Consider the following 12,794-nt stretch of genomic DNA (forward strand, 5'->3'; position numbering starts at 1 on the left):
CGTGGCCTTCAGTCCTGCGTGCGGCTCTGATCCGTGCCGGCTGGTTCATCATCGTCCAGCAGCATTCGCGCGGCAGCGCCTTCGGCGTCATCATACTGCCCACTGCGAATCGTCCACAGAAACGCACAGAGGCCAAGCGCGCCCAGCGTGATCGAAACTGGTATCAGGATAAGTAGGATGTTCATTTCACGCGCCTCACTCGCATCGCGTTTAGCAGCACGGTGATTGACGACGTCGACATAGCGATGGCAGCGATCAGGGGGGTAGCATAGCCCATCAGCGCGACGGGCACCGCGATAGCGTTGTAAGCGGCGGCGATGGCAAAGTTCTGCTTGGATAGCCGGGTTGCAGCGCGGGCGATTAAAATCAGCAGCGGGAAATCTTCTAGGCTATCGCGCAGCAGCACAACATCGGCGGCATTGCGCGAGGCGTCCAGCGCGGACGACGGCGCGACTGACGCGTGGGCCGCCGCAAGCGCAGCCGTATCGTTCAGCCCGTCGCCGACCATTACGACGCGGTGGCCGTCCGCTTGGAGCGCGGTCAAATAATCGTGCTTTTGGGTGGCGCTGACTTCGGCCTGCATGTCTGCGATCCCCAGATGTTCGGCCATGCGTTGAACCGCGCCTTGCCTGTCACCGCTGAGGATGCGGGGCGTGATGCCTTGCGCGCGCAAACCGGCCAGTGCCGCCGCAACACCGGGGCGCGGCTCCTCGGCCAAGTGGAGCGGGATCGCAGCGCCAGCGCCGATTTGCAGACCCGGCCCGTTGAAGCCTGCGTCCAGCCACGCACCTCGGCCCAGCCGGACGATTCGCGTGTCCAATCGCGCCTGCATCCCGTCTCCAGCCACTTCCTGAATCTCGCTTAACCGCGCGGGGGCACCCGGCGGCAGCGCATCCAACAGCGCGCGCGAAACGGGGTGGCTCGACGCCTGCGCCAGCGCCCTTGCGACCGCAATTTGGCTATCCGTTAGGTGCGCCAGCTGGCGCCCACCGGTCGATAGCGTCAGCGTCCCTGTCTTGTCAAAGACGGCCAGATCGACCTCGGCCAACCGCTCTAGCGCCGTGCCTGATTTGACCAGAAAACCCATGGAATAGAGCCGCGCGATCGCTGCAGTCGCGACCGCAGGCACGGCAAGGCCCAGCGCGCAGGGGCAGGTGATGATCAGCACGGCCACAGCGATGTTTAGCGCGAGGCGCACATCGCCGCTGACCCAGACCCATCCGGTGAAGGCAAATAATGCCAGCAGATGCACCGCAGGCGCATAGATTCGCGCCGCGCGATCAGCGAGGTTGGTATAGCTGCTTCGGCTGTTCTCGGCCATCTCGACGAGTGTCGCGACACGGCGCAGGGCTGTATCCTCGCCCACCGCCGTTGCCGTCATCTCGAACGGGGCGCCCAGATTGATCTCGCCCGCCTGCACCCCGTCCCCATGAGCGAGCTGCGCGGCAGCGGACTCGCCGGTGATGAAGGACCGGTCTGATAGCGCCTTGGGGCTGTCTAGCGTGCCATCCACCGGCACGCGCACGCCTGCGGGGATCAGGAGGCGGTCGCCTACGGCCAAGTCGCTGACCGCCACCGTGGTTGCGCCGCCGGTGCCTAACCGCTGGGCAGTTTGGACCTCAAGTGCGGCTAGTTCCTTGGCGGCGGAGTGCGCGGATGCGCGCGCGCGGTGGTCAAGGAACCGGCCAATCAGTAGGAAAAACGTCAATGAAAGCGCCGCATCGAAATAGGCATGCGCGCCGCCGTTCATCACCTCATAGAGTGACATGCCACCGGCCAGCAGAATCGCCAGCGAAATGGGTACGTCCATGTTCAGCCTGCCCACCCGCAGAGCAGTCCATGCGTTCGCAAAGAAGGGCTGGCCGCAATAAAGGACAGCGGGCAGCGAGATCAGGGCTGAGATCAGGTGAAACAACTCGCGCGTCGCGCCGCTCGCGCCAGACCAGACGGCAACCGACAGGAGCATCACGTTCATCATCGCAAACCCCGCGACGGCAATACGGATCATCAGGCCCCGCCCGACGTGGTCCTGCCGCGCGTCCAGCACGGCCATATCTAGCGGATGCGCCTCAAAGCCAATGCCATTGAGGGCGGCAACGACCCCCTCGCGATTAGCGCCGTTTGTATGGACAGCAACGCGCTTGAGCGACAGGTTAACGCGTGCGGCGTCGACGCCGGGCAGGGCGCGCAGCGTGCGCTCAACCGATGCAATGCATGCAGCGCAGTGGATGCCTGGCAGGGACAGCACAATGTCGGGTGGACCTGCCTGCCGTGCCGCCCGCTCTGCCATGGGCGCCGCTGCGCAAGCGGGGCAGGCAGAGGCGTGTGTCATGGCGCAGCCCGCACGATGATGCGCTGCTGAAAGAGCGTGCCGTCGCCTGCGCGCGCCTTTAGCCGCAGGTTCCAGTTGCCCGCGCCTGCCATAACCGGCGCGGTAAATGCGGTACCGTCGAAGGTGAGTACCAATTCTTGGTCGCGTGCGACGCTGGTGGCGCGCCCAAAGGTGGCCTGCTCAATGGCAGGCGCCTGCGCGATGCCGTCGCGCATGATGATTAGCCTCAGGGTATCGCCCGCGATATTGGCCGACACGTCCCACTCTAGCGCCTCTTGCGCGTCGCGATCCGCGTCAAAGCTTTGCGAGGCGACGTAGGAGTTGCCGACCTCTAGCCCCGGAAAGGTCCGCACCGCATTGAAGGCTAGCGTCAGGTTCACTGCGATAATGATGCCAAACGCCAGCGCAAAGCCTGCGAAAACGTGCCGTCCGGTGATCTCCCTTGGCATTTATTCACCCCTGCCGTTGAAAGTGGTCGCCTTGGAGGCGCGGGTATCTGCCACTACGTCCTCGACCCAGAGGCGCAATGCGGTCATGTCGCCATCTGCCGCCGGTGTGCCGGGGCGCGCGGTCACATATACGCGTTGTAGCGTCGTCGTATCGGCGGGAACGACGAGGGTGCCCGCCTGCTGTCCCGCCAGTTCGATCCCCAGAGCGGCGTCGCTGCTGAGGCTGAGCGTAAAGGTACGCTCCTCACCCAGTTTGTTGCGCAGTCGCACGTCATAGATGTTTCTGATCGCGCCATCCGAAAGCGTCACGTAGGTCGGGTTGCGCACCGGGCTTACCGTCAACTCTATATCAGACCGGATGAACAGCGCATAGATGAGGCCGGCACCGATCAGCGACCAGACGGTCGTATAGAGAATCGTCCGAGGGCGCAGGATATGCTTCCAGAGCGGCTTGGTCGGAGTGCCTGCGCGCTCTGCCGCGTCGTCGGAGAGGGCCATATAGTCGATCAGGCCGCGCGGCTTGCCGATCTTGGCCATCACGTCGTCGCATGCGTCGATGCAAAGCGCGCAGGTGATGCACTCCATCTGCTGGCCGTTGCGAATATCAATGCCCATTGGGCAGACGTTAACGCAGGCCATACAATCAATGCAATCGCCCGGTCCCGCATCTGACAACGCCGGAATTTCGCCGCCCATCTGCAGCGCGTTGCCGGGATAGGGCGTGCCGGGATAGCGCGCGGCGCCCGGCCCAGCGGCTTGTGCGTCGGCCTCGGCAGTAATTGCCTCGGCCTTGCTTCGGCGGCGGACGTTGCCTTTGCCGCGCGGTTCACCGCGCCAGTCGCGGTACGCCACGGTGATGGTATCGGGGTCCATCATCGCGGCCTGAATGCGCGGCCAAGGGCACATGTAGATGCAGATTTGCTCGCGCAGGAAGCCGCCAAAGATGAACGTCGTCGCCGTCAGGATCGCGATGGTGATGTAGGCTGCGGGATGTGCGGTCCCAGTCACAAGGTCGCGCGCCAGCGTGGGCGCGTCGGTGAAATAGAATACCCAAGCGCCCCCTGTGGCGATCGCGATCGCCATCCATACTGCCCATTTGGTCAGTCGCAGTCGGATCTTGTGCGCAGTCCACGTACCCTTGTGCAGACGAACACGCGCATTGCGGTCGCCCTCGATCCAGCGTTCGACAAGGATGAAAAGGTCGGTCCACACTGTTTGCGGGCAGGTATAGCCACACCAGACACGCCCCAGTGCGGAGGTGAACAAAAACAGGCCAAGGCCTGCCATAATCAGCAAACCAGCCACGAAATAGAATTCATGCGGCCAGATCTCGATCCAGAAGAAATAGAACCGCCGGCTCGCCAGATCCACCAGCACGGCCTGATCGGGCAGGCTGGGTCCTCGGTCCCACCTGATCCACGGCGTCAGATAATAGATGCCCAGCGTCACGATCATAATCCACCACTTGAAGCGGCGGAAAAAACCAGAGACGCGGCGCGGAAAAATAGGTTCCCGCGCGGCGTAGAGGGATGGGGGTGACTGATTGGTCATATGATTTGTCCTGTTCGCAGGCCCTCAGTAACGGGGCGACGGCAAGCAAACGTTGATCTGGGTCAAGAACATCCCCGAAGCGGCGCGTTTTGCGAACAGGTCCGCTTCGGGGGCGGATCACCGGCCCCCGGCTGTTGCGCGGGGGGTTGCGGCGATCTTTTCCGCTCTATTCGCCTCCCCCGAGGGAGTGGACGTAGGCGGAAACGGCCCGGATATCGGCCTCGCTCAGGCGCGGGCCCCATGGGGGCATTACGCCAAAGCGTGCCTTCTCGACGGTGGTGTGCAACGCGGCGCGGTCGCCGCCATAAAGCCAGATGGCGTCGGCAATGTTGGGCGCGCCCAATTCCCGGTCGCCAAGACCGGCATCGCCGTGGCAGACGGCACAGTTGTCGGCAAAAACTACGGCACCTGCACCTGCCAAATTGCCGTCAAACTCAGCGTTGGATAGGGACACGACGTGTTCTACCACTGCGTCTATCTGAGCGCCGTCTAAGATATCGCCAAAGGCCGGCATCTGCGAATAACGCGCGTCATCGTCCAGATCGTTCCGGATGCCGTGGCGCACGGTGTACTCGATTGCGGCCATGTCGCCGCCCCATAGCCAGTCGTCGTCCAAGAGATTGGGATACCCCTTGGCACCCGCCGCGCCCGATCCGTGACATTGCGAGCAGTTGGCGCGGAAAACTGCACCGCCGCGCGCGATGGCATAGCGGTTCAGGTCGGCGTCGGCGGGCAGGGTCTGCATGTCTGCGCTTACCAGCGATGCCACCAGATCGGCATTCTGGCCCTCATGCGCCACGATGTCGGCGGCGATGTTGGCGCGGGTCGACCAGCCCATTAGACCAGTGGTCGCGCCCGAAATCATCGGCCATGCAGGGTATGCGATCGTATAGCCGATCGCCCAGATGATAGTCAGGTAGAGCGTCCAAAGCCACCAGCGCGGCAATGGGGTATTCAGCTCTTGGATGCCGTCCCAGCTGTGGCCAGTCGTCTCGATCCCGGTGACGTCGTCTTTCTTGCGCTCAGTCATTCTGTTTCTCCTTGCGCGTGCCATCTTGGGCGGCGGGGTCGTCATGGGGGAGGGTATCGTCGTCCTTCAGCGGAATGTTCGCGATCTCATCGTAGGTCTTGGATCCGCCGGGCCGAAAGGCCCAGAGGACGATACCCACGAAGATGCCAAACATCACTAACAGCACCCAGCTATCGGCGAGTTGGCGCAGGATTGAATAGGTGTCCATTCCTTGGGCCTCCTATCGGCTGGCGTCGGGCGTGAAGGTCGAGAAATCGACCATCGTGCCGAGCACTTGGAGGTAGGAAATCAGCGCGTCCATTTCCGTCAACGCGGCCTGCCCGTCGAAGTTGGATATGGCGGCACCGGGATAACGCTCCAGCATGGCGTCGTAATCGCCATCGGGGTTGGCCTGCACGCGGAAGTCGCGGCTTGCCTCCTCGATCTGCTCATCGCTGTAGGGCACACCGACGAAACGGTGGGTTTTCAGCAGGGCCTCGATATGGGTTGGCTCAATCTTGGTGCGTGCCAGAAAGGCATATTTGGGCATGATCGATTCGGGCACAACAGATTGCGGATCGCTCATGTGGTCCACATGCCACGCGTCCGAATACCGCCCGCCGACGCGCGCCACGTCGGGGCCCGTCCGCTTGGACCCCCACTGAAACGGGTGATCATACATAGATTCCGCAGCCAGCGAGTAGTGGCCATAGCGCTCTACCTCGTCGCGCATGGGACGGATCATCTGGCTGTGGCAGTTATAGCACCCCTCGCGCACATAAATATCGCGCCCCGTCAGTTCCAGCGGGGAGTAGGGTCGCACGCCCTCTACCTTCTCGATGGTGTTCTCCAGCCAGAAAAGCGGCGCGATCTCGACGATACCGCCGATGCTGACGACGAGCAGCGAAAGGATCAGCAGCAAGGTCGGGCTTCGCTCGATTATGGCGTGCCGGTTTAGAAATGCCGTCTGATGAGGCAGCTCGTTCGGGATCTCGCCCGGCAGGTCTGACAGTGTCGAGACGTTCGGATCTTTTTCCGAGTCGGTGATTTTCTCGTTATTGGCCATGTCAGGTTCTTTCTATTCTGCCGGGACGCCCACGGGGGCGGTGCTGCGCGCGCCTCCGCGGATTGTCATCCACATGTTCCAGACCATCAGCAGCCCGCCCGAGAGGTAGAGGACGCCGCCCAAGCCGCGCACGACATACATCGGAAATTTCGCCGCCACGGTGTCGGCGAAGGAGTTGACGAGGAAGCCCTGATCATCGACTTCGCGCCACATCAGGCCCTCCATGATGCCAGTCACCCACATCGACGATGCGTAGAGAACGATGCCAATCGTCGCGAGCCAGAAGTGCCAACTGATCGCCGACATGGAGTGCATCCGTTCGCGGCCCCACAGACGCGGCGTCAGGAAGTAGAGCGCGCCGAAAGTTATCATGCCATTCCAGCCAAGCGCGCCGGAATGAACGTGCCCGATCGTCCAGTCGGTGTAATGCGACAGCGAGTTGACCGCGCGGATCGACATCATCGGCCCCTCAAAGGTGGACATGCCGTAGAACCCTAGCGAGATAACGAAAATACGCAGGATCGGATCGGTGCGCAGCTTGTCCCACGCGCCTTGCAGCGTCATCAGCCCGTTGATCATGCCGCCCCAACTGGGCATCCACAGAACGATTGAGAAGACCATACCCAGCGTCGCAGCCCAGTCGGGCAGTGCGGTATAATGCAGGTGGTGCGGTCCGGCCCAGATATAGAGAAAGATCAGCGCCCAAAAGTGGATGATGCTGAGTTTGTATGAATAAATCGGGCGGTTCGCCTGCTTTGGGACGAAGTAATACATCATGCCAAGGAAGCCTGCGGTCAGGAAGAATCCGACCGCGTTATGGCCATACCACCACTGTGTCATGGCGTCCTGAACACCCGCGAACACCTGCACCGATTTGGAGCCCCAGAAGCTGACAGGGATGGACAGGTTGTTGATCACGTGCAGCATCGCGACGGTGATGATGAAGCTAAGGTAGAACCAGTTGGCGACGTAGATGTGACGCTCGCGCCGTTTGAACAGCGTGCCCATGAAGACGGCCAGATAGGCCAGCCAGACGATGGTCAGCCAGATGTCGATGTACCATTCCGGCTCAGCGTATTCTTTGGACTGAGTCGCGCCCAGCAGATAGCCGGTTGCGGCCAGCACGATGAAGAGCTGATAGCCCCAGAACACGAACCACGCCGTATTGCCGCCCCATAGCCGCGCCGAGCAGGTGCGCTGCACTACGTAGAACGACGTGGCGATCAGGGCGTTGCCGCCAAAGGCAAAGATGACCGCCGAGGTATGCAGCGGACGCAGGCGGCCAAAATTCGTATAGGGCTGGGCCCAGTCAAAGTTGAGCTCAGGGAAGGCGAGCTGAAAGGCGATGAAGGTGCCGACCAGAAATCCGGTGACACCCCAGAACGCGGTGGCGATCACGCCCGCGCGGATAACGCCGTCTGCATAGCCGGTGGGCGCGGGGGCAGGAACGGCCTGCTCCTCCATGTTGCGCAGCACCCAGATAAACAAGCCTGCCGATACTCCGACGATCAGAAGCGCATGGACCCTATAGGCCAGATCGTGGCCCCAATCGGCCCCAATTGCCGCAATGAGGGCAATGACTGCCAAAGCTGTAAGTTTGAAATATTCCATGTCGCACCTTTTCGTTGGCGCAGCCTTGGACGGGGCGCGCACACCTGTTCGCAGGGTGTGATTAGCGGGCGCTGGCAGGTCATACCTTGATCTGGGTCAAGTTATCAGGCCGGGCCACGAAGGCTTGGGGATATTCATGGACGCGTTGGGAAAAAGAGGAGACTGGAATAGCAGGGGATTACAATCAGTAGACCAAAGTGTCCTCTGAATCGTCGCCTGTCGCCAGATGAAGTGCCGCCAAATCAGCGATCTCGAACCGGCGGCGATCGGTAAAGCGCAGGATACCTTCCTTCTTCATCGCGTTCAGTTGGCGGCTGACCGTTTCCAGCGTAAGGCCGATATAGTCAGCAATCTCATCACGCGTCAGCGGTAGTATCAAGGGGCCGTCGGTGCCGGCCGAGCCCTCGATATCCTGCCTCCGCACCAGCATCTCGACGAAAGTAGCAATCTTCTCGCGCGCTGTCTTGCGGCCCAGCAAAACCATCCAGTCGCGCGCGGCGTCCAATTCGTCTAACGACATTTCAAGCAGGCGCTGTGCAATGTGAGGCGTTGTCTCGATCAGGCTCTCGAATGGCTTGCGTTGAAAACAGCACAGTGTCACGTCTGTTACCGCAACTACGTCGAAATCGATCTTGGCGCGTCCCGGCCGCCCGATGAAATCAGATGGAAACAGCATACCGACCATCTGGGTGCGCCCGTCTTCCATTGTTTTGTTCAGGGTTGCGACGCCGCGCACCACCGATGCCACATAGGTCAGCGGATCGCCCCGCCGCAGGATGGGATCGCCTGCCGCAAACGATCTGTAGGCCTTAATCCCTTCCAGCGTGGTCAGCTCGCTATCGTCACAGCGCGCACAGACGGCGCGGTGCCGGATTGGGCACTCGCTGCATTTGGGGCGCATTTTGGCTGTGAAACGCATGAGTTGATCTGCATCAAGGAAAATTACTGAGAATATCCTTAACATATCTGCCCCGCGCGCATCCTACAACTGCGCGTCTGCCGTAGCGGCGGGACAACCGTAGAGGGAACAAAACATGGGCCTCGGAGCAGGTCAGTGATCAGGCCGCGTCGAAGGCGGCCTGCATAGCGTCGACAAATCGCTCTGCCTCGCTCTGGCCCAGGATAAGCGGCGGGCGAATCTTGAGAATATTCGCGCCCGGACCCGTCGCGCTGATCAACACGCCGTTCTGGCGTAGGTGGTTCACAACCTTAGCTGCCAGAGCCGCATCGGGTGCATTCGTCGCCTTATCAGTCACGCATTCGACTGCCAGAAACAGGCCCGCGCCACGCACGTCGCCGATGTCGCTGCGCCCGTCCGCAATGCCTTGTAGCCCGGTTTTCATGAATGCGCCAATGGTGCGGGAATTTTCCTGCAGCCCTTCGTCCTCAATTACGTCCAGCACGGCCATACCGGCGGCAGCTGCCACCGGATTGCCTCCGAACGTGTTAAAGTAGCGGGCCTTTTCGCCGAATTCCTGCACCAGATGCGGCTGCATCGCCGTGCCCGACACAGGAAATCCATTCCCCATCGGTTTGCCCATCGTGACCATGTCGGGCACAAGCCCGTGCCGCTGAAAGCCCCAGAAGGCGTCGCCGGTGCGGGCAAAGCCCGGCTGCACCTCGTCGGCGATGAAAATGCCGCCCTCGGCGCGGATCAAATCAACGGCAGGTTTCAGAAAGCCTGCCGGATCGGGGTAGAGGCCATCGCTGGAGAAGACGGTATCGATGATGAATGCCGCAGGCTCGATCCCGTCGGCGCGCATTTCGGCAATTGCGGTGGCCAGATCGGCGGCAAGGCGCGCGCCCTGCTGCTCGGGCGGTACGGTCAATGCATTGGGTGCATCAATCAGGCGCACGCGCGGGCCGCGCGTGACAAATGCGCCCAAGGACGGCGACAGTTCCGACACGGATTCTGTCAGCCCATGATAGGCGAGGCGCGTAACGATCACCCCCTGGCGCCGGGTGTAAGAGCGCGCGATGCGCAGCGCCAGATCGTTCGCTTCGGACCCTGTGCAAGTGAACATAACGTGGCCCAGCGCATCTGGCATTGTGGCCAACAAACGCTCGGCATAATTGACCACGCCGTCATGCAAGTAGCGTGTGTGGGTGTTCAGTATGCCCAACTGCTCACTGATTGCGCGCACTACGCGCGGGTGGCAATGGCCCAGCGAGGCGACGTTATTATAGGCGTCCAGATACTTGTTGCCAGCCTTGTCCCAAACCCAAGCGCCCTCGCCGCGCACCAAATGCAACGGCTGTTCGTAGAAAAGGCGATAGGCCGGTCCCAGCACCTTGGATCTGCGCGCGATAAGGTCGCGATCCTCGGGGTCCAGCTGCGTGCCTGACGCGGCGTCGAAGGCATTGACCATGCTCATGAAGGGTGCCTTTCCATGGCGGTGTGCGCGGTAGTCCGCAGCGCGGATTGGACAGCACCTATGCCAATACTGTCGATGGTATCCAGGCCGCGCAGTGAGGTTGCCGTGTTGCGCAGAATATATTCTGCATTGGCCGGATAGCGCCGGGCGCGCCATGCGCCGATAGTCAACGTCGTGGCGTGGCGCAGGCGCATCAAATCTGGCAGCAGATCCAGCTCATCCTCTTCAAGCGGCATTTTGGCTGCAAAACCTTGGATCATTTGCGCGATGCGCGCCAGTGGGTCCGCGCCATCCGTCACCTGATACGAGCAGGCAACCGCCAGATCGCACGCAACGGGAGTATAGACCATATCGCCGAAGTCGATGATGCCCGTGGCGCGCGTCGCTTTGGGACCATCGACCAGCAGGTTGTGGGGGTTGAAATCATTATGCACCACCTGCGCGCGCAGTAGCGGCAGGCGTGGCGCAATTTCTGCGTCAAAGTGGTCGATGGTGGCGGTCACGCGGGCCCGTAGATCAGTGTCAGCAATCGCGTCCAGCATCGGGCGCAGGCGGTGGGCCTGTTTGATATCCCACTGCAGGACATGGCCAGCCGATGGGTGAAAAAACCCGCGCAGTCCCAATGTCAGCCGCGCCAGCAGCATGCCAAGTGCCGGGTATAGGCCCGCCCCCGGCTTTGCAGTGCTTAGGATCGTGCCGTCCAGATAGCTCATCAACCGAACGACGTGCGCATCGCCGGAGGGGCCGGTGATGATGGCCGATGATGCACCGCTGAGCGTTTGGCAAATCCGCTGTACCGGTAGCGTGGGATCGGTGCTGGCCAGATGCATCAGCGCGGCGGTCTGCATATGCGTCACCCCGCGATCTTCGACGGCGTTTGTAACCTTCAGCAGGGCCTGCTCGCCGCCCGGCAGGCGGATGTGAAAATTCGCATCCTTCTCGGCGCTAAGTGGCCGGATGTTGCCGCTTACGCCATAGATGTCCCGGGCCAAATCAGCGGCCATGTCCGACGTGATCTCGGGCGCAGCCTGGGCCAGCAGATCGGCCAGATCAGGCGCCGCCTCATTCGCGGTGCTAAAGGGAGGCAGTCCAGCCATCGCCGCCAGCATCAGCCGTCCAACGCCTCGGTCCCGCACCATTCGGCAATAAAGAGAGCCATGGTTTGGGTGATCTTCCGAACGGAATCCAGACTGACGCATTCGTCGATGCCGTGGATGTTACGCGATTTCGGGCCGTAGCACAGCGCCGGAATGTCGTTGTAGAGCGCATAGACCCTCGTATCCAGATAGCCCGCTGTCATGAATGATTTCATCGGCGCGCCGATGGCGGCCTCATGCGCGCGGCCCAGTACAGCCTCGGCCTCGCCGCCTTCCTCCAGCACGTAGCCCTCGGCGTAGAAGCCGTTGAAGACTACCTTGGGCGGGTTGTTCGCAAGGAAGCTGTCGGCCTCTGCAAAAACTCTAACCCGCTCGGTGATTTCTGCTGCTGCTTTCTCGGCGGTGACGCCCGGATAAATACCAATGCGGCAATCCACGTTGCACCATGACGGCACCGAAGACGCCCAATCGCCACCCTCAATCTTGCCTATATTGAGGTTAATCGGATGCGCTTCATTCTCGAAATGGGGGCGACCCGCCTTGTCTGCATTCCACTCCTCTTCGACCTCGCGTACCGCTCCGATGATGCGGTAGGCGGCGTCGATGGCGTTGGCGCCCTCGCCCATTTCTCGCACGTGGACCGGTACGCCGCGAACTTGGATTTCGAACCACAATACTCCCAAATTGGCACGCACCAGCATCTCCTCCTCCGGCTCGGGGATGAAGACGGCGTCGGCGGTGTAGCCTTGGAGGAACGTTTGCAGCGCGCCGTTACCTGTGGACTCCTCCTCAACGACTGATTGCACATAGACCGTCGCGGCAGGTTGCAGTCCGATGCGGCGCAGCGCATCCAGTGCAAAGAGGTTTGCGGCGGCACCGGCCTTCATGTCGCCCGCGCCGCGGCCATACATCCAATCGCCTTCGATCTTGCCCGAAAATGGCGGGTCCGACCACATATCGTGCAGACCCTCGGGGACTACATCCAGATGGGACTGCAGGATCAGCGAGCGGCCTGTCTCGCTGCGCGGTCGATGGATGCCGACAACGATGGGTGCGTCAGAATGGTCCTCGGATATTTTCGAACCACCGGGATGGGCGGCAATCGCTGCGTGGTCCATTTTGAACCGGTCCATGGCATAGCCGCGACCCTGCAATTCACGGAACAAAAGATCCTGAATACTATGTTCGTGCCCGCGTAGTGACGGATTTTGAACCAGTTTTTGCGTAAAGGCGATTTGTTCGTCAAAGCCGTCGGCGACGGCCTGTTTGATACGGTCCTTCAGATCTGCATCCATTGCCATGTC

The 12,794-nt window shown here is 61.4% G+C and carries 12 protein-coding genes; all 12 read right to left on the bottom strand.

The genetic code is table 11. From position 1 onward, the window contains the following. Positions 1-8: 8 nt before the first annotated feature. The 12 genes from ccoS to MK6180000_RS17380 all read right to left on the bottom strand — a co-directional run bounded on the left by ccoS (position 9) and on the right by MK6180000_RS17380 (position 12,791). On the bottom strand, positions 9-185 hold the full coding sequence (gene ccoS / locus MK6180000_RS17325; RefSeq protein WP_138935880.1) for a cbb3-type cytochrome oxidase assembly protein CcoS: 177 nt from the start codon (positions 183-185) through the stop codon (positions 9-11). Beyond that, positions 182-2,332 carry a heavy metal translocating P-type ATPase gene (locus tag MK6180000_RS17330; protein ID WP_138935881.1) on the bottom strand — a complete coding sequence of 717 codons (2,151 nt, stop codon included), beginning with the start codon at positions 2,330-2,332 and terminating at the stop codon, positions 182-184. The genes ccoS and MK6180000_RS17330 overlap by 4 nt, the downstream gene beginning before the upstream one ends. After that, positions 2,329-2,781 (bottom strand): FixH family protein, encoded by a 453-nt coding sequence (locus MK6180000_RS17335; RefSeq protein ID WP_138935882.1) that lies wholly within the window; start codon positions 2,779-2,781, stop codon positions 2,329-2,331. Before MK6180000_RS17335 ends, MK6180000_RS17330 begins: the two co-directional genes overlap by 4 nt. Then, a complete protein-coding gene (gene ccoG / locus MK6180000_RS17340; protein WP_138935883.1) occupies positions 2,782-4,332 on the bottom strand; it encodes a cytochrome c oxidase accessory protein CcoG in 1,551 nt (516 codons plus the stop codon). 166 nt (positions 4,333-4,498) lie between these two features. Beyond that, positions 4,499-5,362 (bottom strand): cytochrome-c oxidase, cbb3-type subunit III, encoded by an 864-nt coding sequence (ccoP, locus tag MK6180000_RS17345; RefSeq protein ID WP_138935884.1) that lies wholly within the window; start codon positions 5,360-5,362, stop codon positions 4,499-4,501. Then, positions 5,355-5,570 (bottom strand): cbb3-type cytochrome c oxidase subunit 3, encoded by a 216-nt coding sequence (locus MK6180000_RS17350; RefSeq protein WP_138935885.1) that lies wholly within the window; start codon positions 5,568-5,570, stop codon positions 5,355-5,357. Before MK6180000_RS17350 ends, ccoP begins: the two co-directional genes overlap by 8 nt. A 12-nt stretch (positions 5,571-5,582) precedes the next feature. Beyond that, positions 5,583-6,407, bottom strand: a complete 825-nt coding sequence (gene ccoO, locus MK6180000_RS17355; protein WP_138935886.1) for a cytochrome-c oxidase, cbb3-type subunit II — start codon at positions 6,405-6,407, stop codon at positions 5,583-5,585. A 12-nt stretch (positions 6,408-6,419) separates the two neighbouring features. Then, entirely contained in the window at positions 6,420-8,018 is a 1,599-nt protein-coding gene (gene ccoN / locus MK6180000_RS17360; protein ID WP_138935887.1) for a cytochrome-c oxidase, cbb3-type subunit I, read from the bottom strand. A gap of 184 nt (positions 8,019-8,202) precedes the next feature. Then, positions 8,203-8,937 (bottom strand): transcriptional regulator FnrL, encoded by a 735-nt coding sequence (gene fnrL / locus MK6180000_RS17365; RefSeq protein WP_138935888.1) that lies wholly within the window; start codon positions 8,935-8,937, stop codon positions 8,203-8,205. Positions 8,938-9,076: 139 nt separating this feature from the next. Continuing rightward, the gene (locus MK6180000_RS17370) at positions 9,077-10,393 is read right to left on the bottom strand and encodes an aspartate aminotransferase family protein (protein WP_138935889.1); all 1,317 of its coding nucleotides are present in this window, start codon (positions 10,391-10,393) and stop codon (positions 9,077-9,079) included. Then, positions 10,390-11,502 carry a phosphotransferase gene (locus MK6180000_RS17375; protein WP_138935890.1) on the bottom strand — a complete coding sequence of 371 codons (1,113 nt, stop codon included), beginning with the start codon at positions 11,500-11,502 and terminating at the stop codon, positions 10,390-10,392. Before MK6180000_RS17375 ends, MK6180000_RS17370 begins: the two co-directional genes overlap by 4 nt. After that, positions 11,502-12,791, bottom strand: coding sequence for an ArgE/DapE family deacylase (locus tag MK6180000_RS17380; protein ID WP_138935891.1), 1,290 nt, complete (start codon positions 12,789-12,791; stop codon positions 11,502-11,504). Before MK6180000_RS17380 ends, MK6180000_RS17375 begins: the two co-directional genes overlap by 1 nt. Positions 12,792-12,794: the final 3 nt, after the last annotated feature.

Source organism: Roseovarius arcticus, from assembly GCF_006125015.1.
GTDB classification, from domain to species: Bacteria; Pseudomonadota; Alphaproteobacteria; order Rhodobacterales; family Rhodobacteraceae; genus Roseovarius; species Roseovarius arcticus.

Bases quoted from the DNA above. Each gene is read 5' to 3' on its own strand.
- fnrL (WP_138935888.1), bottom strand. From the start codon at position 8,937: ATGCGTTTCACAGCCAAAATGCGCCCCAAATGCAGCGAGTGCCCAATC.
- MK6180000_RS17375 (WP_138935890.1), bottom strand. From the start codon at position 11,502: ATGCTGGCGGCGATGGCTGGACTGCCTCCCTTTAGCACCGCGAATGAG.
- ccoS (WP_138935880.1), bottom strand. From the start codon at position 185: ATGAACATCCTACTTATCCTGATACCAGTTTCGATCACGCTGGGCGCG.
- MK6180000_RS17380 (WP_138935891.1), bottom strand. From the start codon at position 12,791: ATGGCAATGGATGCAGATCTGAAGGACCGTATCAAACAGGCCGTCGCC.
- ccoO (WP_138935886.1), bottom strand. From the start codon at position 6,407: ATGGCCAATAACGAGAAAATCACCGACTCGGAAAAAGATCCGAACGTC.
- MK6180000_RS17350 (WP_138935885.1), bottom strand. From the start codon at position 5,570: ATGGACACCTATTCAATCCTGCGCCAACTCGCCGATAGCTGGGTGCTG.
- ccoN (WP_138935887.1), bottom strand. From the start codon at position 8,018: ATGGAATATTTCAAACTTACAGCTTTGGCAGTCATTGCCCTCATTGCG.
- MK6180000_RS17335 (WP_138935882.1), bottom strand. From the start codon at position 2,781: ATGCCAAGGGAGATCACCGGACGGCACGTTTTCGCAGGCTTTGCGCTG.
- MK6180000_RS17370 (WP_138935889.1), bottom strand. From the start codon at position 10,393: ATGAGCATGGTCAATGCCTTCGACGCCGCGTCAGGCACGCAGCTGGAC.
- ccoP (WP_138935884.1), bottom strand. From the start codon at position 5,362: ATGACTGAGCGCAAGAAAGACGACGTCACCGGGATCGAGACGACTGGC.
- ccoG (WP_138935883.1), bottom strand. From the start codon at position 4,332: ATGACCAATCAGTCACCCCCATCCCTCTACGCCGCGCGGGAACCTATT.
- MK6180000_RS17330 (WP_138935881.1), bottom strand. From the start codon at position 2,332: ATGACACACGCCTCTGCCTGCCCCGCTTGCGCAGCGGCGCCCATGGCA.